This window comes from Achromobacter sp. 10T422, from assembly GCF_056394065.1.
Genome location: NZ_JBFTHD010000003.1, coordinates 603,143 through 629,033 on the forward strand (window position 1 = coordinate 603,143; position 25,891 = coordinate 629,033).

19 protein-coding genes are annotated in these 25,891 nt (G+C 65.0%); 13 read left to right on the forward strand and 6 right to left on the reverse strand.

Annotated features, from left to right (window positions below):
* The first annotated feature begins 1 nt into the window (after window position 1).
* Genes AC1DB0_RS10350 through AC1DB0_RS10360 form a run of 3 tightly spaced genes read left to right on the forward strand, consistent with a single transcriptional unit; the run spans window position 2 to window position 7,724 of the window.
* On the forward strand, window positions 2-3,103 hold the full coding sequence (locus AC1DB0_RS10350) for an MdtB/MuxB family multidrug efflux RND transporter permease subunit (protein ID WP_476758654.1): 3,102 nt from the start codon (window positions 2-4) through the stop codon (window positions 3,101-3,103).
* Complete coding sequence (locus AC1DB0_RS10355) at window positions 3,100-6,213, forward strand: multidrug efflux RND transporter permease subunit (protein ID WP_054421315.1); 3,114 nt, start codon at window positions 3,100-3,102, stop codon at window positions 6,211-6,213. The genes AC1DB0_RS10350 and AC1DB0_RS10355 overlap by 4 nt, the downstream gene beginning before the upstream one ends.
* Complete coding sequence (locus AC1DB0_RS10360) at window positions 6,210-7,724, forward strand: efflux transporter outer membrane subunit (protein WP_476758521.1); 1,515 nt, start codon at window positions 6,210-6,212, stop codon at window positions 7,722-7,724. Before AC1DB0_RS10355 ends, AC1DB0_RS10360 begins: the two co-directional genes overlap by 4 nt.
* Window positions 7,725-7,736: 12 nt before the next feature.
* Here AC1DB0_RS10360 and AC1DB0_RS10365 read toward each other — a convergent pair whose 3' ends face one another.
* The 6 genes from AC1DB0_RS10365 to AC1DB0_RS10390 all read right to left on the reverse strand — a co-directional run bounded on the left by AC1DB0_RS10365 (window position 7,737) and on the right by AC1DB0_RS10390 (window position 13,399).
* Complete coding sequence (locus AC1DB0_RS10365) at window positions 7,737-8,402, reverse strand: TetR/AcrR family transcriptional regulator (RefSeq protein WP_476758520.1); 666 nt, start codon at window positions 8,400-8,402, stop codon at window positions 7,737-7,739.
* 141 nt (window positions 8,403-8,543) lie between these two features.
* Window positions 8,544-9,506 (reverse strand): Nudix family hydrolase, encoded by a 963-nt coding sequence (locus AC1DB0_RS10370; protein ID WP_175172034.1) that lies wholly within the window; start codon window positions 9,504-9,506, stop codon window positions 8,544-8,546.
* On the reverse strand, window positions 9,499-10,365 hold the full coding sequence (locus AC1DB0_RS10375; protein WP_054421319.1) for an ATP-binding protein: 867 nt from the start codon (window positions 10,363-10,365) through the stop codon (window positions 9,499-9,501). Before AC1DB0_RS10375 ends, AC1DB0_RS10370 begins: the two co-directional genes overlap by 8 nt.
* A gap of 6 nt (window positions 10,366-10,371) precedes the next feature.
* Entirely contained in the window at window positions 10,372-11,598 is a 1,227-nt protein-coding gene (gene argJ, locus AC1DB0_RS10380; protein WP_175172032.1) for a bifunctional glutamate N-acetyltransferase/amino-acid acetyltransferase ArgJ, read from the reverse strand.
* 155 nt (window positions 11,599-11,753) lie between these two features.
* Window positions 11,754-12,842, reverse strand: coding sequence for a hypothetical protein (locus AC1DB0_RS10385; RefSeq protein ID WP_476758519.1), 1,089 nt, complete (start codon window positions 12,840-12,842; stop codon window positions 11,754-11,756).
* 62 nt (window positions 12,843-12,904) lie between these two features.
* Window positions 12,905-13,399 (reverse strand): MarR family winged helix-turn-helix transcriptional regulator, encoded by a 495-nt coding sequence (locus tag AC1DB0_RS10390; protein WP_054421322.1) that lies wholly within the window; start codon window positions 13,397-13,399, stop codon window positions 12,905-12,907.
* A 328-nt stretch (window positions 13,400-13,727) separates the two neighbouring features.
* Here AC1DB0_RS10390 and AC1DB0_RS10395 point away from each other — a divergent pair, with 328 nt between their 5' ends.
* The 10 genes from AC1DB0_RS10395 (at window position 13,728) to AC1DB0_RS10440 (ending at window position 25,014) form a co-directional block, all read left to right on the forward strand.
* Window positions 13,728-14,891 (forward strand): ABC transporter substrate-binding protein, encoded by a 1,164-nt coding sequence (locus AC1DB0_RS10395; protein ID WP_054421323.1) that lies wholly within the window; start codon window positions 13,728-13,730, stop codon window positions 14,889-14,891.
* A 126-nt stretch (window positions 14,892-15,017) separates the two neighbouring features.
* Entirely contained in the window at window positions 15,018-15,938 is a 921-nt protein-coding gene (locus tag AC1DB0_RS10400) for a branched-chain amino acid ABC transporter permease (protein WP_046807392.1), read from the forward strand.
* Complete coding sequence (locus AC1DB0_RS10405; RefSeq protein ID WP_054421324.1) at window positions 15,938-16,897, forward strand: branched-chain amino acid ABC transporter permease; 960 nt, start codon at window positions 15,938-15,940, stop codon at window positions 16,895-16,897. The genes AC1DB0_RS10400 and AC1DB0_RS10405 overlap by 1 nt, the downstream gene beginning before the upstream one ends.
* A complete protein-coding gene (locus AC1DB0_RS10410) occupies window positions 16,894-17,697 on the forward strand; it encodes an ABC transporter ATP-binding protein (RefSeq protein ID WP_420865302.1) in 804 nt (267 codons plus the stop codon). The genes AC1DB0_RS10405 and AC1DB0_RS10410 overlap by 4 nt, the downstream gene beginning before the upstream one ends.
* Window positions 17,697-18,401: an ABC transporter ATP-binding protein gene (locus AC1DB0_RS10415; RefSeq protein WP_054421326.1), complete on the forward strand. Its 705-nt coding sequence runs from the start codon at window positions 17,697-17,699 to the stop codon at window positions 18,399-18,401. The genes AC1DB0_RS10410 and AC1DB0_RS10415 overlap by 1 nt, the downstream gene beginning before the upstream one ends.
* A gap of 232 nt (window positions 18,402-18,633) precedes the next feature.
* Window positions 18,634-20,622, forward strand: a complete 1,989-nt coding sequence (siaA, locus tag AC1DB0_RS10420) for a biofilm regulation protein phosphatase SiaA (RefSeq protein ID WP_206543661.1) — start codon at window positions 18,634-18,636, stop codon at window positions 20,620-20,622.
* A 23-nt stretch (window positions 20,623-20,645) separates the two neighbouring features.
* Window positions 20,646-21,185: a biofilm regulation protein kinase SiaB gene (siaB, locus tag AC1DB0_RS10425; RefSeq protein WP_054421327.1), complete on the forward strand. Its 540-nt coding sequence runs from the start codon at window positions 20,646-20,648 to the stop codon at window positions 21,183-21,185.
* A 41-nt stretch (window positions 21,186-21,226) separates the two neighbouring features.
* Window positions 21,227-21,604, forward strand: a complete 378-nt coding sequence (gene siaC / locus AC1DB0_RS10430; RefSeq protein WP_054421328.1) for a biofilm regulation phosphoprotein SiaC — start codon at window positions 21,227-21,229, stop codon at window positions 21,602-21,604.
* Window positions 21,601-22,398: a biofilm regulation diguanylate cyclase SiaD gene (siaD, locus tag AC1DB0_RS10435; protein WP_054421329.1), complete on the forward strand. Its 798-nt coding sequence runs from the start codon at window positions 21,601-21,603 to the stop codon at window positions 22,396-22,398. The genes siaC and siaD overlap by 4 nt, the downstream gene beginning before the upstream one ends.
* A gap of 39 nt (window positions 22,399-22,437) precedes the next feature.
* Window positions 22,438-25,014, forward strand: a complete 2,577-nt coding sequence (locus tag AC1DB0_RS10440) for a sensor domain-containing protein (protein ID WP_342067930.1) — start codon at window positions 22,438-22,440, stop codon at window positions 25,012-25,014.
* Window positions 25,015-25,891 lie beyond the last annotated feature (877 nt).

A 25,891-nucleotide genomic window follows, 5' to 3' on the forward strand; every position in this document is an offset into this window, starting at 1 on the left:
CATCGTKAGCCCGTCGCGTCTGTTCATCCTCCGCCCCGTGGCCACCACCCTTGCGATGGTGGCCATCCTGATCGCTGGCTTCATCGCGTACCGGATGCTGCCCGTGTCGGCGCTGCCCGAGGTGGACTACCCGACGATTCAGGTCGTGACGCTGTACCCGGGGGCGAGCCCCGACGTCATGACCTCGCTGGTCACCTCACCGCTTGAACGCCAGTTCGGGCAGATGCCGGGCTTGAACCAGATGTCGTCCACCAGTTCGGGCGGCGCGTCGGTCATCACGATGCAGTTCAACCTGACGCTGCCACTGGATGTGGCCGAGCAGCAGGTGCAGGCCGCCATCAACGCGGCATCGAACCTGCTGCCCAGCGACCTGCCCGTGCCGCCCACCTACAACAAGGTGAACCCGGCTGATGCGGCTGTCCTGACGCTGGCCATCACCTCGCCCACCATGCCCTTGCCGCAGGTGCGCGATCTGGTCGATACGCGGGTGGCGCAGAAGTTGTCGCAGATTCCGGGCGTGGGCCTGGTCAGTGTGGCGGGCGGGCAGCGGCCGGCAGTGCGGGTGCAGGTGAATCCGCAAGCGTTGGCGGCCAACGGGCTGGCCTTGTCTGACCTGCGCACCGCCATCGTGGGCGCCAACGTCAACCAGCCCAAGGGCAATCTTGACGGCCCGCAGCGCTCCACCACCATCAACGCCAATGATCAGCTGAAGTCGCCCACCGACTACAACGACCTGATCATCGCTTACAAGAACAACGCGCCGCTGCGCTTGTCTGACGTGGCGCGCGCGGTCGAAGGCGCCGAAGACACGCGCCAGGCGGCGTGGGCCGGCGACAAGCCCGCCATTCTGCTGAACATCCAGCGCCAGCCGGGCGCCAACGTCATTGACGTGGTCAACCGCATCCAGACGCTGCTGCCCCAGCTGCGCGCAGCCCTGCCGGCCACGCTGGACGTGACCGTGGTGTCTGACCGCACGCAAACCATCCGCGATTCGGTCGAAGACGTGAAGTTCGAAATGCTGCTGGCCGTGGCGCTGGTGGTCATGGTGACGTTTGTGTTCCTGCGCAGCCTGACCGCCACGCTGATCCCCAGTGTGGTGGTGCCGCTGTCGCTGGTGGGCACGTTCGGCATCATGTATTTGGCGGGTTTCTCGATCAACAACCTGACGCTGATGGCGCTGACGATCGCCACCGGCTTCGTCGTGGACGACGCCATCGTCATGATCGAGAACATCGCCCGCCACATCGAAGAGGGCGAAAAGCCGTTGCAGGCCGCGCTGAAAGGCGCCTCCCAGATCGGCTTCACGCTGATCTCGCTGACGTTCTCGCTGATTGCCGTGCTGATTCCGCTGCTCTTCATGACGGAAGTGGTAGGCCGATTGTTCCGCGAGTTCGCCATTACGCTGGCGGTGTCGATTCTGATTTCGCTGGTCGTATCACTGACGCTCACGCCAATGATGTGCGCCCGTTTGCTGCGCGCCGAATCGGAACAGAAGCACGGCCGCTTTCATACGGCCACGGGCAATTTCATCGACCGCGTCATCGCCGGCTATGACCGCATGCTGCAAGTGGTGCTGCGCCATCAGCCGCTGACGCTGCTGGTGGCGTTGGGCACGTTCGCGTTGACGGTGGTGCTGTATATGGTCGTGCCCAAGGGCTTCTTCCCGCAGCAGGATACCGGCTTGATCCAGGCCATTACCCAGGCGCCGCAGTCCATCTCGTTCCCCGCCATGGCCGAACGCCAGCAGGCTGCAGCGCGATTGGTGCTGGAAGACCCAGACGTGCAGGCCGTGTCCTCGTTTATCGGGGTGGATGGCAGCAACGCCACGCTCAGCGCCGGCCGCATGCAGATTTCGCTGAAACCCCAAGCCGAACGCAGCGGCAACTTGCGCGCGGTGATGGCGCGCTTGCAGGAATCGCTGGCTAAGCAAGACGGGCTGACCGTCTACATGCAGCCCGTGCAGGATTTGACGATCGAAGACCGCGTCAGCCGCACGCAATACCAGATGACGCTGTCCAACCCCGACCTGAAAGTGCTGAGCGAATGGACGCCCAAGCTGGTGGACCGGTTGCGCCAGGTGCCGGGCTTGAAAGACGTGACCGACGATTTGCAAGACGACGGCTTGCAGACCTGGGTTGAAATCGACCGCGATGCGGCGTCCCGCCTGGGCATTACGGCTGCGGTGATCGACGAGGCGCTGTACGACGCCTTCGGCCAGCGGCTGATCTCCACCATCTTCACGCAGTCCAACCAGTACCGCGTGGTGCTGGAAGTGCAGCCGCAGTTTCAGATGAACCCGTCGTCACTCGGCCAGATTCATGTGCCGACGTCGTCTGGCGGGCAAGTGCCGTTGTCGTCGGTGGCGCACATCAGCGAAGGCCGCACCGTACTGGCCGTGAACCGGCTGGATCAATTCCCCATGGTGACGGTGTCGTTCAACCTGGCGCCGGGTGCGTCCTTGTCGAATGCGGTTGAAGCCATCACCGCGGCGGAAGCCGAAATCGGCATGCCGGCCGGTGTGGAAACGCGCTTCCAGGGCGCGGCGCTGGCGTTCCAGAATTCGCTGACCAGCACGTTGTGGCTGATCCTGGCGGCTGTCGTCACCATGTACATCGTGCTGGGCGTGCTGTACGAAAGCTATATCCACCCGATCACGATCCTGTCCACCTTGCCGTCGGCCGGCGTGGGCGCGTTGCTGGCGCTGTTGATCAGCGGTACCGAGCTCGACATGATCGGCATCATCGGGATCATTCTGCTGATCGGCATCGTGAAGAAAAACGCCATCATGATGATCGACTTCGCGCTGGACGCCGAGCGCAAGCGGGGCTTGAGCCCGCGCGCGGCCATCCACGAAGCGGCGTTGCTGCGCTTTCGCCCGATTCTGATGACGACGCTGGCTGCGCTGTTCGGCGCCTTGCCGCTGATGCTGTCCACCGGCACGGGCGCTGAGCTGCGCCAGCCGCTGGGCCTGGTGATGGTGGGCGGCTTGCTGCTCAGCCAGGTGCTCACGCTGTTCACCACGCCGGTCATCTATCTGATGTTCGACCGCATGTCGCGCCGCTGGCGTGGCGTGCGCGAACCGGCCGCCGGGGACGCGTCATGATCCTGTCGGCGCCCTTCATCGTCCGGCCAGTGGCGACCACGCTGCTGAGCGTGGCGGTTGTGATGGCGGGAATGCTGGCGTTTTTCCTGTTGCCGGTGGCGCCGTTGCCGCAGGTGGACATCCCCACGATCTCGGTGTCGGCCAGCCTGCCGGGCGCCAGCCCTGAAACCATGGCCTCCAGCGTGGCCACGCCGCTGGAGCGGTCGTTGGGCAGCATTGCGGGCGTGACGGAAATGACGTCCAGCAGCTCGCAGGGGTCCACCCGAGTCACGCTGCAATTCGATTTGTCGCGCGACATCAACGGTGCGGCGCGCGACGTGCAGGCCGCCATCAATGCCGCGCGTTCGCTGTTGCCCAGCGGCTTGCGCAGCAACCCCACGTATCACAAGTCCAACCCGTCCGACGCGCCCATCATGACGCTGGCGCTGACGTCTGACACGCTCAGCCAGGGCCAGCTGTACGACATCGCGTCCACCATCGTGGCGCAGAAACTGGCGCAAGTGGATGGCGTGGGCGAAGTCACCGTGGGCGGCAGCTCGCTGCCAGCCGTGCGCGTGACCGTGCTGCCAGGGGCGCTGGCCAACCGCGGCGTATCGCTGGACCAGCTGCGCGCCACGCTTGCCAACGCCAACGCGAACCGGCCCAAGGGCGTGCTGGAGAACGACCGCTACCACTGGCAGATCATGGTCAGTGATCAGTTGAGCCGCGCCGAGCAATACCGGCCGCTGATTGTGGCGTGGAACGACGGCGCGCCGGTGCGCGTGTCGGACGTGGCTACCGTGGAAGATTCCGTCGAAGACCTGTACCAGACCGGCTTCTACAACGACCGCAACGCCATCCTGATGATCGTGCGCCGGCAGGCCGACGCCAACATCATCGAAGCCGTGGACGCCGTGCGCGCGCAGCTGCCCGTGTTGCAAGCGCTGATGCCGGCGGATGTGAACATGACCGTGGCGCAAGACCGCACGCCCAGCATCCGGGCGTCGCTGCACGAGGCCGAACTCACGCTGATCATCGCTGTGGGGCTGGTGGTGCTGGTGGTGCTGCTGTTCTTGCGGCGGTGGCGCGCGGCCATCATTCCCAGCGTGGCTGTGCCTGTGTCGCTGATCGGCACGTTCTGCATCATGTACCTGTGCGGTTTCACGCTGAATACGATCTCGCTGATGGCCCTGATCGTGGCCACGGGCTTTGTCGTGGACGACGCCATCGTGGTGCTTGAGAACATCATGCGGCACGTTGAGAACGGCATGTCGCCGATGCGCGCGGCCTTGCGCGGCTCGCGCGAAGTCGGCTTCACGGTGCTGTCGATGAGCTTGTCGCTGGTGGCGGTGTTCATTCCCATCCTGTTGATGGGCGGCGTCGTCGGCCGCTTGTTCCGCGAATTTGCCGTGACCTTGTCGGCCGCCATCATGGTGTCTTTGGTTGTGTCGCTGACCTTGACGCCGATGATGTGCGCGCGTCTGCTGCGGCCCGAACCCAAGGAGCAGAAGCCGCCCGGACGGCTGTCGCGCTGGTCCGAACGCGGCTTCGACGCCATGCTGGATGGCTACCGCCGCAGCCTGCGCTGGGCGCTGGCGCACGGCCGGCTGATGATGGTGATTCTGGCCGTGGCCGTGGGCTTGAACGTTTACCTGTACATGGTGGTGCCCAAGGGCTTTTTCCCGCAGCAGGACACGGGCCAGTTGCTGGGCTTTTTCCGCGTGGATCAGGGCACGTCGTTCCAGGCCACGGTGCCGAAACTGAACGCCTTGCGCAAGATCGTGCTGGCGGACCCGGCGGTGCAGAGCATGACGGGGTACGCGGGCGGGCGGGGCGGCAGCAACAGCAGCTTCATGCAGATTCAGTTGAAGCCCTTGGAAGAACGCAAGGTGTCGGCCGATGTCGTCATCAACCGCCTGCGCGGCAAGCTGCAAAACATGCCGGGCGCGCGCATGTTCCTGGTGTCGCAGCAAGATATTCGCATCGGCGGGCGGCAAAGCCAGGGCTCGTATGACTACACGCTGATGTCGGGCGACCTGCAATTGCTGCGCACGTGGATGCCGAAGGTGCAGCAGGCCATGGCCAAGATTCCCGAAATCACCGACGTGGATACCGACGTCGAGGACAAGGGCCGCCAGATCAATCTGGTGATCGACCGCGAGGCCGCGACACGCCTGGGCGTCAGCATGTCCACGATTTCGACGGTGTTGAACAACTCGTTCAGTCAGCGTCAGGTGTCGGTGATGTACGGCCCGCTGAACCAGTACCACGTGGTGCTGGGGCTGGCGCCGAAGTTTGCGGAAGACATTGAATCGCTGAAGCAGGTCGAGGTGATTACGTCGACGGGCGCGCGCGTGCCCTTGCTGTCATTCGCCACGCTTGAAAACGGTAACGCGCCGCTCAGCGTGCAACACCAGGGCTTGTTCGTGGCCGACACCGTGTCTTTCAGCCTGGCGCCCGGCGTCTCGCTGGGCCAGGCCACCGCCGCCATTGATGCCGCGGTGGCGCGCATCGGCTTGCCGTCGGATCAGATCCAGGCGGGCTTCCAAGGCACCGCCGCCGCCTTGCAGCAGACCTTGGCGCAGCAGCCCTGGCTGATTCTGGCCGCGCTGGTCACGATGTATATCGTGCTGGGCATCCTCTATGAAAGCTTCGTGCATCCGCTGACGATTCTGTCGACTCTGCCGTCCGCGGGGTTGGGCGCGTTGCTGGCGCTGCTGCTGGTGCGATATGACTTCACACTGATCGCGCTGATCGGGGTGTTCCTGCTGATCGGCATCGTGAAGAAGAACGCCATCATGATGGTGGACTTTGCGCTGGATGCCGAGCGCAACCAGGGCATGGCGCCGCGCGACGCCATCTTTCAGGCGTGCCTGACACGCTTTCGCCCCATCATGATGACGACCATGGCCGCTATTTTCGGCGCGCTGCCGCTGGTGCTTGCCACCGGCGCAGGCGTTGAAATGCGCCAGCCCCTGGGCATTACCATCGTGGGCGGCCTGGTGCTGAGCCAGATCCTCACGCTGTACACCACACCTGTGGTCTATCTTTACCTGGACCGTTTCCGTCTCTGGGCCGCGCGCGGGCGCGGCACGCGGAACGCCGCCCCTGATTCCATAGAACACACATGATCCGCATCACGCCTTTGCACGCCTTCTTTCCTCGCAGCGCCGCCACGATCGCGCTGTGCGCGCTGTTGGGCGCCTGCGCGGTTGGCCCCGACTACCAACGCCCCGAGCTTGATGTGGGCGCGTCCTATAAAGAAGCGCAAGGCCAGGATCAGGTGGAAGGCTGGAAGCGCGCGCAACCGCGCGATGACGCAGACCGTGGCGCCTGGTGGCTCGTCTATGACGACGCCACGTTGAATGGGCTGGTCGACCGCTTGAATACGTCGAACCAGACCATCGCCCAAGCCGAAGCGAATTACCGTCAGGCGCTGGGTTTGGTGCGCGCCGCGCGCGCTGGCTTCTACCCCACGGTGGGCGCAAGCGCCGGCATGTCGCGCGCGGGCGCCGGCAGTGGCAACGGCTCATCGTCGGTGTCCAACGGCAGCAACGTGTCGAACCAGTACACGGTGACCGGCAGCGTCAGTTGGGAATTGGACGTGTGGGGCCGCGTGCGGCGCAGCACCGAATCGTCTGAAGCCAGCGCGGCCGCAAGCCTGGCCGACCTGGCCGCCACGCGCTTGAGCGCGCAGGCGGCGCTGGTGCAGACCTATCTGCAACTGCGCGTGCTGGATGAACAGAAACGCTTGCTGGACGCCACGGTGGCGGCGTACGAGAAGTCATTGCAGCTGACGCAGAACCGCTATGCCGTCGGTGTGGCAGGGCAGGCCGATGTGGCCGTGGCGCGCACGCAGGTGGAAAGCACGCGCGCCCAATCGATCGACCTGGATTGGCAACGCGGCCAGTACGAGCACGCGATTGCGGTTCTGATGGGCCAGGCGCCTTCGCACTTCAGCCTGCCGCCCGCCGTCTTCGCGCTGCAACTGCCGCAGATTCCGGTGGGCCTGCCGTCTGAACTGCTGGAGCGCCGTCCTGATGTGGCGGCAGCCGAACGCCGTGCGGCGGCCGCCAATGCGCAGATCGGCGTGGCCGAGGCCGCGTGGTTCCCGTCGCTGACTTTGTCGGCCGATGGCGGTTTTCGCAACGGGCAGTTTGCCGAGCTGCTGACCGCGCCCGCGCGCTTCTGGTCCTTGGGGCCAGCGCTGGCCATGACGATCTTCGACGGCGGCGCGCGCGCGGCGCAAGTCGAACAGGCACGCGCGTCCTATGACTCGCAGGCCGCCGCTTACCGCCAAGCCGCATTGGTGGGCTTGCGTGAAGTTGAGGACTATCTGATCCAGCTGCGGGTCATGGAAAACGAACAGGTCGTGCAACGCCGCGCGCTGGAATCTGCACGCGAATCGCTGCGCTTGATCCAGAACCAGTACCAGGCCGGGCTGGTGGATTACCTGAGTGTGGCGGTGGTGGACGCCACCGCGCTCAACAGCGAGCGCAACGCGCTGAGCCTGTTGGGTACGCGTCTGGTGGCCAGCGTGAATTTGATTGTGGCGTTGGGCGGGGGTTGGGATGGCCTGCCGGCGGTGCAGCAGGCCGATTCAGCGCCTGCGCCTGCCTCGACGACAGCCCCTGTGAACTGAACGCGCATCCGGTCACACGACGGGTTCGCCGGACGCCGCGCTGCTTTGGCGGCGCGCTTCTAATGCCGATAACGCTTCGGCATTGAGCTCATCCGGAAAGCTTTGCGCAACCAGGTATTCCAGCGCTTTGTCGATGCGCGCCCAGCCTTCCGGCTCATGCAGCGGCAAGCCTAAAAAATGCGTGGCGGTTTTGGCGCGCAATGTCAGGTACACCGCCCCGGCCAGTATCACGCCCGCCACAGCAGGCACGTCTACGTCAGGCGCAAGTTCGTCAACGCGCTCGATGAATCCGCGCGCGGCATTTTCGCGGCGTTCGGCAAGCGTTGCGGTGACGTCGTTCTGTTCGATCAGTTCCCAGCGCCGCACTTCGCGCAGGGTTTCATTGCCTAATAGCGTTTCGATCTGCGCGCGCAGCATCGTCAGAATCAGATCGGCCGGCGTGCGCTGGCTGGATTCCTCTGCGGCCAACAAGCCGGGGTTGCGTGTCCAGAAATCTTGTTCTTTCATCCACGCCAGCAGCAGGCCCGGCATGCCGTCGAAATAGCGGTAGATGAGTTCTTTGCTGACGCCTGCGCGTTTGGCGATGGCGTTGATGCCGACTCCGCCCATGCCTGTTTCCAGGATCTGGGCTTCAAGGGCTTGGAGTATTTGGCGCTCGGTATTCGCACGGCGGGACATGACAGGTTCCTTCATGACGAGAGAGCTGTCGTGGCCCGTCACGCGGGACACCCGGCTATCAGGACCGGAGCGGCGCCGGAGGAGCCGGCGGCGGGGCCGATAAGACTTACATCTTGCCAGACTTCCGGCCCCGCAGGGTAGTTAGATCACGCCACGTATACCCGCGATGCCGTGCGCACCATGACGTAGTGCGTGCGACACGGTGGTGGTGGACTGGCCGCCCAACGCGAAGACGGGAATGCCCGCATCGCGATTGCCCGCGACAAAGCCTTCCCAGCCGAGCGTTGCGGCGCCAGGGTGGCTGGGCGTGTCCAGCACGGGGCCAAGCACGGCAAAGTCTGCGCCGATTTCACGGGCGTGGACGACTTGCGCGTTGTCGTGCGCGGACACGCCAACCAGCGCGCCGGCCGGCAATTCGGGCCGTGCGTGCAAGCGGGCGGCGTCGGCCGTGCGCAGGTGCACGCCGTCGGCTTCTTTCCACCATGCCGCGGGGTGCGCGCTGTTGACCAGCACACGCGCGCCGGCAGCGTGGCAGCGCTTGATCACTTGCTGAAAAACTTCATGCAGCGATGCTGCGCCGGCGCCATCGGGCCATTGCGGTTCACGCAGTTGCACGAGCTTCACGCCACGCGCAAGCGCCGCGTCCAGCCGGCCCAGGAACGCGGCCACGCCGGCACGCGAGCCGATCGAGCTGATGCCATAAGTGGTGGGCAGTTGCAGCCAGCGCAGCGGGGGCAGGGTGGCGGGAAGCAGGTCGCCGACCGATGCCGCGTTGGCGGGGTTGACCCATTCCAGGCGCTGGTTTTCCAGCCCTTGCGGTTCGCCTTCCCACGCCGTGACATGGCAGAACGCCAGGCGCACGGTGGTGTGCGGATAGACGTGCACATAGGTCACCCACGGACGCGATTGCGTGACGCGGATGCCCAGTTCTTCCTGCAACTCGCGCGCCAGCGCTTCCAGCACGGTCTCGCCCGGCTCCAGCTTGCCGCCCGGCAATTCCCACCAGCCCGACCACGGCTTGCCTTCGGGGCGTTGGCCCAGCAGCAGCATGCCATCGGGGCGCAGGATCAAGCCGGCGGCAACGTCGACGATTTTTTCAGACATGGCGGGCCGCCCAATCGCGTGCGAACTGATACGCCACGCGGCCGGAACGCGAACCGCGTTCGATCGTCCATTGCAGCGCTTCGGTGCGCGACGGCGCGATGTGCGCCTCCGGGCAACCCAGCTCGCGCAGCCAGTGGTAGACGATGTCCAGATAGTCGTCTTGCTTGAAGGGGTAGAACGACAGCCACAGGCCGAAGCGCTCGGACAGCGAGATCTTCTCTTCGACCGTCTCGCCCGGATGGATTTCGCCATCGGGCTGATGCTTGGCCTGCAAGTTCTCGCTCATGTATTCCGGCATCAGGTGGCGCCGGTTGGACGTGGCGTAGATCAGCACGTTGTCGCCCGAGGCCGACACCGAACCATCCAGCACCGACTTCAGCGCCTTGTAGCCGGGTTCGCCTTCTTCGAACGACAGGTCGTCGCAGAAGACGATGAAGCGTTCGGGGCGCGCGGCGACGAGTTCGACGATGTCGGCCAGGTCGCCCAGGTCAGACTTGTCGACTTCGATCAAACGCAAGCCGCGCTCGCCGTAGGCGGCCAGCATGGCCTTCACCAGCGAACTCTTGCCGGTGCCGCGCGCGCCAGTCATCAGCACGTTGTTGGCCGGTTTGTGTTCCAGGAACTGGACCGTGTTGCGGTCGATGGTGGCCTTCTGGCGCTCGATGTGCTGAAGGTCTTCCATGTCGATGCGCGCCACGTGGCGCACCGCATCCAGCCAGCCGCGCGCGCCCCGCTTGCGCCAGCGGAACGCATGCGCGCTCCAGTCGATCTCGGGCGTGGCGGGCGGCAGAAAGGCTTCAAGCTGCGCCAGCACGCGCTCGGCGCGCTGGATAAGGGTGGTGAACTCGCTAGCGCTCATGGCGGATCAAGAACGGTAGTCGGCGTTGATCGACACGTACTCGTGCGAGAAGTCGCAGGTGTAGACCGTGTCCGACACCTGGCCGCGGCCCAGCGCAATGCGCACCGAAATCTCGGCCTGCTTCATCACGCGTTGGCCATCGGCTTCCTGGTAGTCGGGGTTGCGGCCGCCGTTCTTGGCCACCAGCACATCGTCCAGCCACAGGCGGATGTTGGACACGTCCAGATCGTCGATGCCGGCGTAGCCGACGGCGGCCAGGATGCGGCCCAGGTTGGGATCGGACGCGAAGAAGGCGGTCTTGACCAGCGGCGAGTGGGCCACGGCATAAGCCACCTTCAGCGCTTCTTCGGTGGTGCCGGCTTCTTCGACGCGGATGGTCATGAACTTGGTGGCGCCTTCGGCGTCGCGCACGATCTTCGTAGCCAGTTCCAGCGCGGCGGCGGTCAGCGCATCGCGCACGGCGGCGTAGGCGGCGTCGGATTCGCTGTTGACGGTCACGCCCGACTTGCCGGTGGCGGCGATGATGAACGAGTCATTCGTGGACGTGTCGCCGTCAACGGTGATGCGGTTGAACGACGCGTCAGCGATTTCGACGGCCAGCTTGCGCAGCAGCGGCTGGGCGATGCCGGCATCGGTGGCCAGGAAGCTGAGCATCGTCGCCATGTTCGGGCGGATCATGCCCGCGCCCTTGCTGATGCCGGTGAAGGTGACGGTCTTGCCGTCGATCTGCACCTTGGCCGACGAGATCTTCGGCAGCGTGTCGGTCGTCATGATGCCGTGGGCGGCGCTGGACCAGTGGTCGGCCGCCAGGTTGGCGATGGCGCCCGGTAGGCCGGCGACCAGGCGGTCAAGCGGCAGCGGCTCCAGGATGACGCCGGTTGAGAACGGCAGGATCTGGCTGGCGGGCACGCCCAGCAATTTGCCCAGCGCGTCGCAGGTATCTTTGGCTTTCTTCAGGCCTTCTTCGCCGGTGCCAGCGTTGGCGTTGCCGGTGTTGATGACCAGCGCGCTGATGGGGCCGCCAGCGGCCAGATGGGCCTGGCAGACCTGCACCGGGGCGGCGCAGAAGCGGTTGCGCGTGAACACGCCCGCCACGCTCGTGCCTTCGGCTAGACGGAAGACGGTCAGGTCACGTCGGTTGGCTTTGCGGATGCCGGCCTCGGTGACGCCGATTTCAACGCCGGCAACAGGAAAAATTTCGGACTCGGAGGGGATCTGCAAATTAACGGCCATGACTTCGTCTCTTGAGTAGGCAGGACGGAATCGCCGCCCGAAAATAGGCGGCGGGTGGGGGAAAGCTTCGTATTATCCCACCGCTTTGCGGCAGGGGTTTGTCAGGGGGGCGGCCAGGGGCATGCCCTGGGGGCATCCGCGGCCATCATCGGTAATCAGGGGGCCATTCGCATGGCGGCCACGTCCAGGACGCCCGCTTCGCGGTTGCTCAACACGCTGCGCACGGTGCCGTCCGGCGCTTGCAGCACCGAATTGCCTGCTGAGACTTCTTCACCACCCTCGCGGCGGGCCGTGCGGCCCCGAGACGGGGAAAACAGCAGGTCGCCTGGCTGCGCGCCGGGCAGGCGAGGGGGCGCGGACAGCACGCGGGTGCCGGGCGGGTAGGTCATGCTGCCCAGGATCGCTTCGCGCGCCAGCAGGCCTTCGAAATTCAACATCCGGCGCTGGGCGTCCAGCCGCATGTCGACTTTCAATAGCGGCATCTGGTGCAGGCTCAACGCGTCGCTGCCCTCGGTGCGCAGCAGCCAGCGCGGCGACATGGCGGTGGTGTCGGTGTTGGCGTTGGTATTGGTGTTGGTATTGGTGTTGGCGTTGGTATCCAGCGGCGTGCCGCGCGCCGCTTCGTCAACTTTCAGCCAGGCGCCGGCCGGTACGGGCTGCTTGTCCAGCGTGTTGCCAATCGCCAGATGGCAGCTGGAAAAGCGGGGCTGGCCGCCCTGCATCACGAATTCAAGCCGATGGCCATGGGCGCACAGCCAGCCTTCCTGCGCCTGGTCGCGGGCGATTTCAACGGACAGGGTTTCGGGCTGCTTGGGCGTGGCGGCGTAGCGGAAGAGCTGCGTGGCGTTGACCCCGAGCACGGGCGCAGGATGGGTCTCGGGGAAGACGGCGCGATCGAACGACGCCAGCTCGCCTGCGCGCGTCAGGCTGAGCACAGTGCCAGCCGGCATGTCCACGCCCGCCAGCCGGGTCGCGTGCGGCAAGGTCGTCTTGCGGTCGGCGTCGGCCTGGGCATCGCGCTGGGCGGCAAACCACAGGCTGAACTGCTGATAGGGAAAGATGGCGCCGATAAGCGCCAGGAAGGTCATCAGCGTGGTGCCGACGCGGCGGTGGTCGCCCAGCCAGAGCCGGGCGCTGCGGGTGGTGGCCAACACCGCCAGCCAAGTCAGCAACGTGGCCAGGCAGGCCAGCGAGGCCGCCATCAGCACATAGAAATTACCGCCAGGAAGAGATACCGGAATCATGGCGGCAATTATGCGCCAAACCGGGCGCGGATTTCAGCGCCCGGGGCGTCTCTTCACAAGCGTCAGCCCTTGGCCGATTCCGACCGGGTGGCGACCACCTGGAGCTTGAGTTCGCCCAGCGCCTGGAACAGCGCGTTGCGGGTGGATTCGGGCAAGTCGCCGAACATGGACTTGACCCAGGTTTCATGCGCGCGCGCCATGCGGGCAAAGCTCTTCTTGCCCTGGGGCGTGAGCTTGATCAGCGAGCTGCGGCGGTCGGACTCCACTTTGGTGCGCACGACCAGGCCTTCTTTTTCGAGCTGGTCGGTGATGCCGGTGATATTGCCGTTGGTGACCATCATGTGGCGCGACAATTCGCCCATCTTCATGCCCTTGGGCGCGCGCTGCAATTGCGCCATCAGGTCAAAGCGCGGCAGCGTGGTGTCGAACTCATTGCGCAACCGGCTGCGGATCTCGCTTTCGACGAGATTGGCGCAGGTGAGCATGCGCAGCCACAGACGCAACGCGTGGTGGTCATCGGGCGCGGCGCGGGATTCCAGATCGGGAGCGTCAGTCATCGTCGGTTTTCTTGAGGTTCGGCGGGATGTCGGGTACTGTCGCGTGCGTTGCACCGGGCGACCCATCCGACGCGGTCATCGTTGAGGTGGAGGGAAAACCCTTCGGTAAAAACCCTAGTCTTGTTTTGAAGAATACTTTAAACCTAAACTATGAACCACGCCAGTTTTCCCTATGCTGCACAAGGGGATTGTGGTGTGGCAAGCAATATCTTGCCGCACGCGTTTGACGGCGGCGCAATGGCGCCGGCAGGCCGGGCATAGAAGTCTTTCGAATCGCACCCTCAAAAAGAACACCCTCTGCGCGGGCTCGCGCACGGAGCACACCACCATGCGTTTGATCACTTCCCTTATCGCCGCCGCCGCACTGGTTCCGGCCGTGGCCCTGGCCGACGCCGTTAAGGTCGGCATCGCCAACGATATTTCCGGCCCGTTCTCGGCCTTGGGCGCTGAAGCCCGCGACGGTTTCAACCTGGCCATCAAGCAACTGGGCAGCAAGCTCGGCGGACAGCCCGCCGAATTCGTGCAGACCGACATGGGCGGCAACCCCGACCAGGCCCGCCAACTGGTCACGCGCTACATCCAGCGCGACAAGATTGATTTCTTCACTGGCCCCATTGGTTCCAACGTGGCGCTGGCCGTCGGCCCCGCACTGTTCGCCGCCAAGGTGCCGTACCTGTCGAACAACCCCGGCCCCAGCCAGTTCGCTGGCGCCCAGTGCAATAACTACTGGTTCGGCACGTCCTACCAGAACGACGCCTTCCACGAAGCCGCCGGCAAGGTCGCAGCTGACCGTGGCTTCAAGAAAATGTTCATCATGGCCCCGGACTACCCGGCCGGCAAAGATGCGCTGACGGGCTTCAAGCGCGGCTACAAGACCGCCCCGGGCGACGAGGTCTACACCAAGCTCGGCCAGATCGACTACGCGGCGGAAATCGCCCAGATCCGCGCCGCCAAGCCGGACGCCGTCTACATCTTCCTGCCGGGCGGCATGGGCATCAACTTCGTCAAGCAGTTCGTGTCCGCCGGCCTGTCGCAAAACGTCAAGCTGATCGGCCCGGGCTTCTCGGCTGACGAAGACGTGATCCAGGCCGTGGGCGACCCCATGCTGGGCATGTACAACACGGCGCAATGGGCGCATGACCTGGACGTGCCGCAGAACAAGATCTTCGTTGACGCCTTCCGCAAGGAATACAACGGCCGCTACCCGTCCGTGTACGCCGCCCAGGCCTACGACGTGATCATGGCCATGGACGCCGCCGTCAAGCAGGCAGGCGGCAAGGCCTCTGACCGCGACGCCATCATCAAGGCGCTTGAGAAGGCCGACTACCCGTCGGTGCGCGGCAGCTTCACCTACGGCAAGAACCACTATCCGATCCAGGCCTACTACCTGCGCGTGGTCGACAAGGACGGCAACGGCCGCATCACCAACAAGCTGGTGGGCAAGGTGTTTGACAAGTACCAGGACGTCTACGTCGGCGAGTGCAAGCTCTAAGGTAAGACGCTACGCGTGCGTGGGGGCGTCCGGCCATGCCGGACTGACCCGCCCCGCGCCGCCAGCCATCGCAGGTTCGAATCGCACGCGCACCGCTCGCAAGGTCCGCGGCAGGGGGAAGTGTTCATGACGTTTACGCTGATCGTCGAGCAATTGCTGAACGGTCTGCAGTTTGGGTTGATGTTGTTTCTGATCGCGGCCGGGCTGACCCTGGTCTTCGGCATCATGGACATCATGAATCTGGCTCACGGCTCGCTCTACATGGCCGGCGCCTATGTCGCCGCCGAAACCATGCAGCGCACAGGTTCATTCACCGCCGCTGTTCTGGTGGCGGCCGTCGCCACCGGCCTGGTTGGCGTGGTGTTGGAACTGACGCTCATCCGCCGCCTGGCGCTGCGCGACCACCTGGCTCAGGTGCTGGGCACCTATGCCGTCATCCTTATCGCCAATGATCTGGTCAAGATGATCTGGGGCCCCGCGCCCGTCATGCTCAACATGCCCGCCGTGCTGTCCGGCCCGGTGCGTCTGTTGCCCGATCTGCTGTACCCCGCTTACCGCCTGATGATCATCGTCTTCGGCGTGGCCGCCGCCGCCGGGCTGTATTGGTTCGTGACGCGCACCCGCGCGGGCGTTCTGGTACGGGCCGGCGCGTCCAACCGCCAGATGGCCACGCTGATGGGCGTGCGCGTGCCGCTGCTGTTCCTGGGTGTGTTCGTGCTGGGCGCCATGCTGGCCGCCGTGGCCGGCGCGCTGCTGGGGCCGATCACCTCGGTGCAGGTGGGCATGGGTGAAGAAATCCTGATTCTGGTGCTGGTGTGCATCGTCATCGGCGGCATCGGTTCGATCCGCGGTGCGTTCGTTGGCGCCTTGCTGGTGGGCATGGTGGACACGGCCGGGCGCGCGTTTCTGCCGATGCTGTTGCGCCAGGTCTTTTCGCCGGCCGTGGCATCCAGCGTCGGCCCGACGCTGGCCGCCATCGCCATTTATGTCTTGATGGCGGCTGTGCTGGTGTTCCGGCCCTCTGGCCTGTTTCCGGCGCGGGGTTGATGATGAGAACCACACTCTGGACGGTGGTCCTGCTGGCGGCCTTGGCGGCGTTCCCGCTGGTGGCGCCTGCACTGGGCCTGGACTTCTACATTTCGTTCGTGCGCCGCGTGCTTATCTACGCGCTGGCCGCGACCAGCCTGAATTTGATTCTGGGCTACGGCGGCATGGTGGCGCTGGGGCACGCGGCCTTCTTCGGCGCGGGCGCCTACGCCGTGGGCATTCTCGCGATGTCGGGCATCACGTCGGCGCTGATCGTCTGGCCGGTGGCGATGCTGCTGGCGGGCGTGCTGGCGGCCATCACCGGGGCGATCTCGCTGCGCACCCGTGGCGTGTACTTCATCATGATCACGCTGGCGTTCGCGCAGATGCTGTTCTACATCTTCATTTCGTTGCGCCAGTACGGCGGGGAAGACGGGCTGAACCTGCCCGGCTATTCCACGCTGCCGGGCATCGATCTGGCCAATGACGTCAGCTTCTATTACCTGGTGCTGGTGCTGTTTGCGCTGCTGATGTGGGTGTTCAGCCGCGTGGTGTCTTCGCGCTTTGGCACGGCTTTGCAGGGTATTCGCGAAAACGAATCGCGCATGGAGTCCATGGGTTACCCGGTCTACCGCATCAAGCTCGTGGCCTTCACGCTAAGCGGGGCGGCGGCGGGTTTGGCGGGCGCGCTGCTGGCCAACCATAACCTCTTCATCTCGCCCAGCCTGATGCATTGGACGCAGTCGGCCAACCTGCTGATCATGGTGCTGGTGGGCGGCATCGGCCTGCGCTGGGGCGGTGTGGCCGGCGCGGTTGTGATGCTGACCCTGGAAGAAGTGCTGCGTCTGTGGACGGAATACTGGCATCTACCGCTGGGCGTGCTGCTGCTGTGCGTAGTGTTTGGCGCACCGCGCGGTTTGGTCGGGTTGTTTGGCCCGTGGTTTGGCGGCCGTGCCGCATCGGGCAAGGTGGGATCATGAGCGCAGTGATGAATGGCAGTTCCACCATGAACGGCAATTCCACGGCTAGCCCGGTCTTGCAGGCGACGGGCCTGGTGCGCCGCTTCGGCGCGCTGGTCGCCACCGACAATGTGTCGCTGTCTTTGAACCCGGGCGAGATCCACGCCTTGATCGGCCCCAACGGCGCAGGCAAGTCGACGCTGATCCACCTGTTGTCCGGCACGCTGGCGGCCGATTCCGGCACGCTCACCGTGGGCGGGCGCGACGTGACCAGCATGAACGCACACCAGCGCGTGGCGGCAGGGCTGTCGCGCTCGTATCAGATCACCAATATCTTCAAGCAGTCCAGCGTGTTGGACAACCTGGTGCTGGCGGTGCAGGCGCACGCGGGCTCAAGCTTCCGCTTCTGGAAGCCGCGCGCGGCCGAATCCGCGCTGTATGAACAGGCGCGCGAACTCGCGCGTGAATGCGCCATCGACGCCAGCTTGCTCGAACGCCCGGCCGGCACGCTGCCGCATGGCGAGCAGCGCAAGGTGGAATTCGCGCTGGCGCTGGCCGCAAGGCCCAGCGTGCTGCTGCTGGACGAACCCATGGCCGGCATGGGGCCGGACGAAACCGTCCGCCTGACCGAACTGATTGAAACGCTGCGGGGCCGCGCCGCCATGCTGCTGGTTGAACACGATATGCAGGCGGTGTTCCGCTTGGCTGATCGCCTGTCGGTGCTGGTGTATGGCCGCGTGATCGCGACCGGCACGCCCGACGAAATCCGCGCCAATCCGGAAGTGCGGCAAGCCTATCTGGGCGACGAGGAGACCGCGTGATGCTCACCATCGAATCGGCCAAAAGCGGCTACGGCGCCAGTCAGGTGCTGTTCGGCGTGGATTTGCAGATTGGCGCTGGCCAGGTCGTGACCTTGCTGGGCCGCAATGGCATGGGCAAGACGACGCTGCTGCGCACGCTGTTCGGCCAGTTGCCGCTGCGCGGCGGCAAGATCCATTTCGCAGGGCAGGACATCAGCGGCTGGAGCTCTGACCGCATCGCGCGGCTGGGTGTGGCCATCGTGCCTGAAGGGCGGCAGTGCTTTCCCAACCTGACGGTGCGTGAGCACCTGACGGCGTTCGTCGCCGCGCGCAACCCCGACATCGGCGACCCCTGGACGCCCGACCGCGTGTTCGATCTGTTCCCCCGGCTGCGCGAGCGCGCTCGCAACATGGGCAATCAACTGTCCGGCGGCGAGCAGCAGATGCTGGCCATCGGCCGGGCGCTGGTCACCAACCCGCGCCTGCTGATTCTGGACGAGGCCACCGAAGGCCTGGCGCCCAAGATCCGCGAAGAAATCTGGAACTGCCTGGCGCGGCTGCGCGAAGCGGGGCAGACCATTCTCGTCATCGACAAATATGTCGAAAGGTTGCTGAGCCTCGCGGATCAGCACGTCATTCTGGAACGCGGCAAAGTGGTCTGGACGGGCGACTCCCCGTCGCTGGATGCCGACCGCGCCCTATGGGAACGCTATCTGGGCGTGTAGTAATAAAGCCGCAAGAAGCGTGGGCCAGCACGTAAAAAGCACGATATAAATCGCAATAAAGCGGCATTTACATTGCTGCGTTGAAACTTAAGGTGTCTAGAACGCATCCAGACGTTTGCACCTGTTTCAATTGCCCCCACTGTTCTCTACACTTGCAGCGCCGGGCCCATCGCGTGCCTACCAAGGTGGGCACGCACGTCACGTCTTATCAAGCTGTCAGGGAAGACTTCGCATGGCGAAATGGGGTTTGCGCAAAAAATCATTGATGGCGCTGTTGTTGGCGTGCGTGGTCGCTTTAGCGCCCGCTGCCGTGATCGGCTGGCTGGTGCTGGACGGGGTCCGCGACCACTTCGGGCGCGCCTTCGCCGACAACTTCACGCAGTTGAACCGTCAACGCATTCTGGCGCCGGTGTCGCGCGAGCTGGCCTTGTCCTTGCGGCTGGCCGACAGCGAAGTCACGCGGCGCTGGTTGCGCAACGAAGACGACCCGGCCGCGCGTGAACTGTTCTTTCGCGAGGCCGACGGCTACCGCCGTGACCTGCTGGGCCGCGCATATTTCATTGCCAGCGCCGAGTCCGGCCACTACTACTTCAACGACGACAAGCCGCTGTCCGAGACGCCGCGCTACACGCTGAGCCGCAGCGCCGCCGACGACGGCTGGTTCTACGCCACGCTGAAGTCGCCGGCCAAATACAACATCAACGTCAATCCCGATCTGAAGCTCCAGACCACCAAGGTGTGGATCAACGCCCAGGTGCGCGACGGCGACAAGGTCGTGGGCCTGACCGGCGCCGGTCTGGACGTGGGCGGCTTCCTGCGCGAATTCGTCAACAGCGGCCAGCCGGGCGTGACACCAATCATCGTTGACGAGGACGGCGCGATCCAGGCGCATATGGACGCGTCGCTGATCGCCTACAACTCGGGCGCGGGCGGTGGCGCAGGCACGCGCGGCCAGGTGTTCAACCTGTTGGACGCTGGCCCCAGCCGCGACGAACTGCGTGCCGCCATGCACGCGGCCCAGGCCGACCCGCAATCGGTGCAGACCGCCTGGGTCAATATGGACGGCACGCGCCAATTGGTGTCGGTCGCCTACATGCCCGAACTGCACTGGCACGTGCTCACGTTGGTGGACCTGGGGGCGGCCCGCGTGCTGGACACGGGCTGGCTGTGGCCTGCCGCGATCGGCCTGGTGTTGTTGTTCGCCGCCATGCTGCTGTGCTTCGGCTTCGCCATCGAACGCTTGATGCTGCGCCCCTTGCGCCGCTTGCAGCAGTCAGCCCGCGCCATCGCCGACGGCAGCTACGACGTGCGCCTGCCGCCGGGCGGGCAGGACGAAATCGGCGACCTGAGCCGCGCCTTTGGCGTGATGGCCGACAAGGTTCGCCAACACACCGCCGAACTCGAAAGCAAGGTGCGCGAACGCACGTCGGAACTGGAAGACGCCAACCGCGCCATGGCCGCCGCGCACAAGAAGATCGGCGACTCGATCGACTACGCCAGCCTGATCCAGCGCGCCATCCTGCCGGACCGCCAGTTGACGCAGTCGCTCGGTGCGCATCACTTCGTGCTGTGGAAGCCGCGTGATGTGGTGGGGGGTGACTTCTATGTGTTCCGTTCTGACGGCGCCAATTGCCTGTTGGGCATCATGGACTGCGCGGGTCACGGCGTGCCGGGCGCATTGATGACGATGCTGGCGCGCGCCGCCATCGATCTGGCCATTACCGAGGCCGGCCCCGCCGATCCGGCCGGCATTCTGACCCGCACCGACACCGCCATCCGCGCCATGCTTGCGGATGCGCAACTGCCCCGCGCACTGGCCACGAATACCGACGCGGGCCTGGTATATATTGACCGGCAGTCCGGGCGCCTGCGCTACGCGGGCGCCAAGATCAGCCTGTACGCCAGCGATGGCGAGACGCTGCGCGAGATTCCCGGCGGTAAGCGGGCATTGGGCGACAAACGCACGGGCGCTTACGAAAATATTGATTTGCAGATGGAACCGGGCTGGACGTATTACCTGGCCACGGACGGCTTCCTGGACCAGGCAGGCGGCGAGCACGGATTCGGGTTCGGCAACACGCGTTTTGCAGGAATGCTCAAGAGACACGCCCGGCAGCCGTTAACTGAACAGGCCGCCGCATTTACGCAAGCGCTGGCCGAGTACCAGGGTGGCCGTCCCCAGCGTGACGACATCACCCTGCTGTCTTTCCGTTTCGATTAAACGTTTTCCGGGTGATAACCCCTATGAATGCCTCCGATCTCTACGCGCTGGGTGAACGGTTCAACCAGAACCGCACCTTGCTGTGCTTCAACGGGCCGATCTCCCGCAGCCTGATCGAGGAAATCGGCAATGCGCTCAAAAATTACCTGAACGCGGAACACGCACGGCCGGCGGAGGCCATGGACGTTTTTTCGGTCTATATCGAAATGATCCAGAACATCCGCCAATACGCCGCCGCCAATGGCGACGCTGAAGCCTCGGCCACGGTGGTGATCGGCCGCCGCGATGAAAGCCGCTACGTGGTGTCGGCGGGCAACCTGGTGAAGACCGAGGACGGCCATGCGCTGGTCGCCCGGATTCGCGAGCTGGCCGCGCTGGACAAGGCGGCGCTGAAGGCCGAATACAAGATGCAGCTGCACAAGCCGCGCACCCAGGGCGTGGCTTCGGGCGCGGGCCTTGGGCTGATCGACATCGCGCGCCGCGCCGGCGCTCCGCTGGAAGCCAGCCTGACGCCCGCCGCGGGCGAGGGCCGGGCGTTCTTCAGCCTGAGCGTCGTGATCTGAGGGCGCCCGCGCGCATTCCAGAATCATTTTCGGAGTATCTGATGAAAGAGTTGAACATTCCCGGGACGCAGTCCACGCCTGCCATCACCGCCGACGCCGACGCCGGCGTGCTGGTGATGCGCGGCGACTCCTACCCCGAGAATTCCTTTGAATTGTTTGGCCCGGTGATCGAATGGGTCGAGGCCTACCTGCTGGGTTCGGCCGGCCCGCTGAGCCTGGAATTGGAGCTGCTGTACCTGAACACCAGCAGCATCAAGTCCGTCATGGACATTTTCGATCTGCTCGAAGCCGCCCACGGCAAGGGCCGCCAGGTCAGCGTGACCTGGTTCTATGACAGCCGCAATGAACGCGTCGGCGAACTGGCCGAAGAATTCAAGGAAGACTGCACGTTTCCGTTCTCGGTGGTTGGCCGAGAATGAAACCGGGCGCCGCCGAACTGGATCGCCGCATCGTCGCGCTGCTGGCGGACCCGGCCTATGCCGGCCATCCCTTGCGGGAAGCCCTGGAGTCGCTGTGGCAGCACACCGCCGAGCAGATGGCGCGTATCGAACGCGTGACCCAGCTGTCGGACGCCTATCAGACCATGGCGCATGAGCGCGAGCTGGGCCTGTACGACAAGTTTGACCGCCAGTTGCGGCGCTTGACGCGCATTGCACGCATTTCCGATCACTACCAGAGCATGATGCGCGACCTGAATGTGGCGCTGGAAGAAACGTCCAACCGCGATCCGCTGACCAGTTTGCTGAACCGGCGCGCCTTGATGGAAATGATCAAGCAGGAAGTCGGGCGGGTGGCACGCAGCGGCGAGAGCTTTGTCGTGGCGATGCTGGATGTGGACCACTTCAAAGCGGTCAATGACCGCTTCGGCCATGAAGCGGGCGACCGCGCGCTGGTTGAGCTGGCCGGCGTGCTGGTCAAGAGCCTGCGTGAATATGATTTGTGCGGCCGTTGGGGCGGGGAGGAATTTCTGGTGCTGCTTCCCAACACGCGGCCCGAAGCCGCGCAAGGCGTCATGGACCGGCTGGTCGGCGCGGTGCGCGGGCTGGCGGTTGAGGCGGGCGACGAAGTATTGAGGTTGACGGTCAGTATCGGCATGGCGCATCACCAGTTGGGCGAGACCTTCTCGGAAACGCTCAGCCGTGCTGACCAGGCGCTGTACCTGGCCAAGCAGGACGGACGCGACCGCGTGACGCTAGGCTTTCCAAAGCGCTGAATGAAACCGGATCAGCTGTATTCCGGTATGGAGCCCCTTATGCTTGATACTCATGTAAGCGTTTCGAGCGCGGGCCCCCAGGGCGCCGCGTGGCATGCGGGCAATTATCTGACGTCGATGGATCGGGCGCTGTTGCTGTTCGATTTCGATGCCGACGGTTCGCTGCTGAACGCCAACGCCAATTTCCTGGCCGCCGTGGGTTATACCCGCGAAGAGGCCCTGGCGCTGCGCCACGACATGCTGTGCGACAGCATGGACGAAGGCAAGGGCATCGCCAGCGGGGAGCAGATCTGGACCCGATTGCTCCAGGGCGAACACTTTTCAGGCACCTGCCGCTACCGCATGAAAAATGGCGGCACGCTGTGGATCGAAGCCACGTATATGCCGCTGCGCAACGATGAGGGCGACGTCGCGCGCATCTCGGTCATTTCGCGCAAATCCATCGCGGACGCCGAGCGCCAGGAAGAAGTCCGCCTGCTGCTCTTGGGCATCAACGAAACGGGCAACGCGGTGGCGGTCTCCGGTTGCGATGGCCGCATCGTCTATGTGAACGACGGCTTTCAGCGCATGCTGGGCTTCGCCCGCGGCGACGCCTTGCACCAGGAATTGGGCGAACTGCTGGCTGGTGGCCGCCCCGACGGCGGCACCCGCGAAGAGCTGGACCGCCGCATCGCCTGCCGCGAAGGGTTCCACAAGGACGTCCTGGTCTACGACCGCGGCGGCAAGCCGCTGTGGGTGTCGGTCATGGCGAACTCCGTGTTCGATGACCGCGGTACGCTCGTCAATGTCGTGGACGTGCTGACCGACATCACGCCGACCAAGGTGCACGAGGTGCTGCAACGCCGCGTGCTGCAAGCCATGGTGAACGAGGCCTCGGTGGTCGAGGTCATGAACATGGTGTGCCGCGAGGTTGAGCGCCTGGCGCCCGAAGTGGCGGCCACCGTGCTGCGCGTGGACGACACCGGCCACCTGCGGCCATTGGCGGCCCCGAGCATGCCGGCCCCCTATACCGATGCGCTGGACGGCGTGAAGATCGGCCCGCAAGCCGGCGCCTGCGGCACTTCCGCATTCCTGGGCCGCCCGGTCATCGTGCCGGACATCGCCACCGACCCGCTCTGGGACGACTACCGCCACCTGCCGTTGCCGGAAGACGTGAAGGCCTGCTGGTCGTCGCCCATCAAGTCGAGCGACGGCCGGGTGATCGGCACCTTCTGTTTCTATTTCCGCGAACGCCGTCTGCCCGACGATTTCCATCATCGCCTGGTGGATGTCTGCGTCTATCTGTGCGCCCTGGCGCTGGAGCGCGAGGAAGCCCGCGCCCGCATCCGCCAACTGGCGTTCTACGACGAACTGACGGGCCTGCCGAACCGCAACCTGCTGCTGGCGCAAGCCGAGCAGGCCATCGCGCGCGCCGAACCCGAGCGCAAGCGCGTGGCGGTGCTGTTCCTGGACCTGGACCGCTTCAAGCAGGTCAACGACACGCTGGGCCATCCCATCGGCGATGCGCTCTTGCGCGATGTGGCCCAACGCCTGCGCCGCCTGGCGCGGCCGGCTGACATCGTGGGCCGGCTGTCGGGCGACGAGTTCGTGATGCTGATGCCGGACTTCGAACACGGCCGCCTGACCGCCGCCGCTGAGCACATCCTGGTGGCGTTGGCGCAGCCGTTTTCGGTGGGCGGCATCACGCTGAACCCATCGGTCAGCATCGGCATCAGCGTGTTCCCGGAGAACGGGCGCGACATGGATACGCTGCTGCGCCACGCCGACATGGCGATGTACCAGGCGAAGACGGCGGGCCGCAACCGAATTTCTTTCTTCAGCGCCGAGATGAACCGCCAGGCGCAAGAGCGTCTGGCCCTGGAAGCGGCGCTGCGCGACGCGCTGGAAGCCAAGGCGCTGCGCTTGCACTATCAGCCGCAAGTGGGCTTGAAGAACGGCAGCCTGTACGGGGTGGAAGCGCTGGCCCGCTGGCGCCATCCCACGCTGGGCGACATTTCGCCCGTGCGCTTCGTGCCGCTGGCCGAAGAGTGCGGGCTGATTGGCGACCTGGGCGACTGGGCGCTGCGCGAGGCGTGTTCGCAACTGTCGATCTGGCGCAACAACGGCCTGCGCGTGCCGTCGGTATCGGTGAACCTGTCGGCGACCAACTTCCACAATTTAAATTTGCCGAGAATGATCGCGGCAACGCTGGCCGAGTTCGGTCTGGCCCCGGCGGATTTGATGCTGGAGATCACCGAAGGCGTGGTGCTGGATGCGACGGCGGGCACGTTGCGGACGATCGCGGAGCTGCATCGCTTAGGCGTGCGCTTGTCGATGGATGACTTCGGGACGGGGTATTCCAGCCTGGGTCACTTGCGGCGGCTGATCGTGGACGAACTGAAGCTGGATCGAAGCTTTGTCCAAGGGTTGGAAAGCGATGATGCCGCGCGCGCGCTGACGAGTGCGGTGATTCGTATCGGGGAAAGTTTGAGTCTGCCGGTGGTTGCCGAGGGTGTGGAGAACGAGGAACAGCGGCGATTCTTGATCGAGCAGGGGTGTGCAGCGGGTCAAGGCTTCTTGTTTTCGCCGCCGTTGCCAGCCAATGATCTTGAGGAGTGGCTGCGGGGCAGGCCGTAGCAGTCGGGTGTCAGGCTGCATTAAACATGGGTTCTTAAGACGCCCGTGGGTTCGGGGGCCTGGGGTGCGCGGGGCAACGATTGCGGTCCGGAGCCTTCGCTCCGGACTGCCCCTGCGTCATCCTCGTACGCCTTCGGCTCCCTACGGATTCCCTCGGGCTTATCGACGCCCCGCGCACCCCAGGCCCCCGAACCCACGGGCTCTGGAAGTTGCAATCTCACGTCAGCGGGGACGGTCAGGGTCTTTGAGGTTCTCGCCACGGGGATTTGAGTGATGGAAGATCTTGCGGGGCCCGCTCCATGCCGGCCGCGCGGGCGGCCTTGTGGAGCTTACGCGTCGGGGTGCGCGGTGATGCTTTTCGCTTCGCGTGTGGCGGCTTTGTTCGAGTTCTTCTTGATGGCTTGCCGCACTTCACCCATCCCTCGAGGCACGTCCACCCGTTGAACGCCGGTGCGGTGGCGCGCGACGGGTCGGCACGCGCAAGGCAGTGCCGGACGCGCGCCACCCCTCTACCCCCCCCAAAAAAAAAGTGCGGGGGCACCACTAGCAAACAACTCCCCCACATTCGCGAAAGCGAACCCCATCCAAACGCGCACCACTGCGTATGCCGAGTAAGGCCGCCCGCGCGGCCGCCACTCGGCGGGCATCGCAGCACTCGTCACTAATGCACACCCTAGCAGCGCCCCGACCCAAGACATCGGCAGCCCGTCGTCGGGGTGGGCGTGACGGCGCGCAACCTTGATGCGCCCGAGGGAATCTGAAGGGAAGGCCGAAGGCCTGGACGAAGATGACGACGGGGCAGTCCGGAGCGAAGGCTCCGGACCGCAATCGTGGGCGCGCGCCGTCACGCCCACCCCGACGATGGGCGACCTACGAA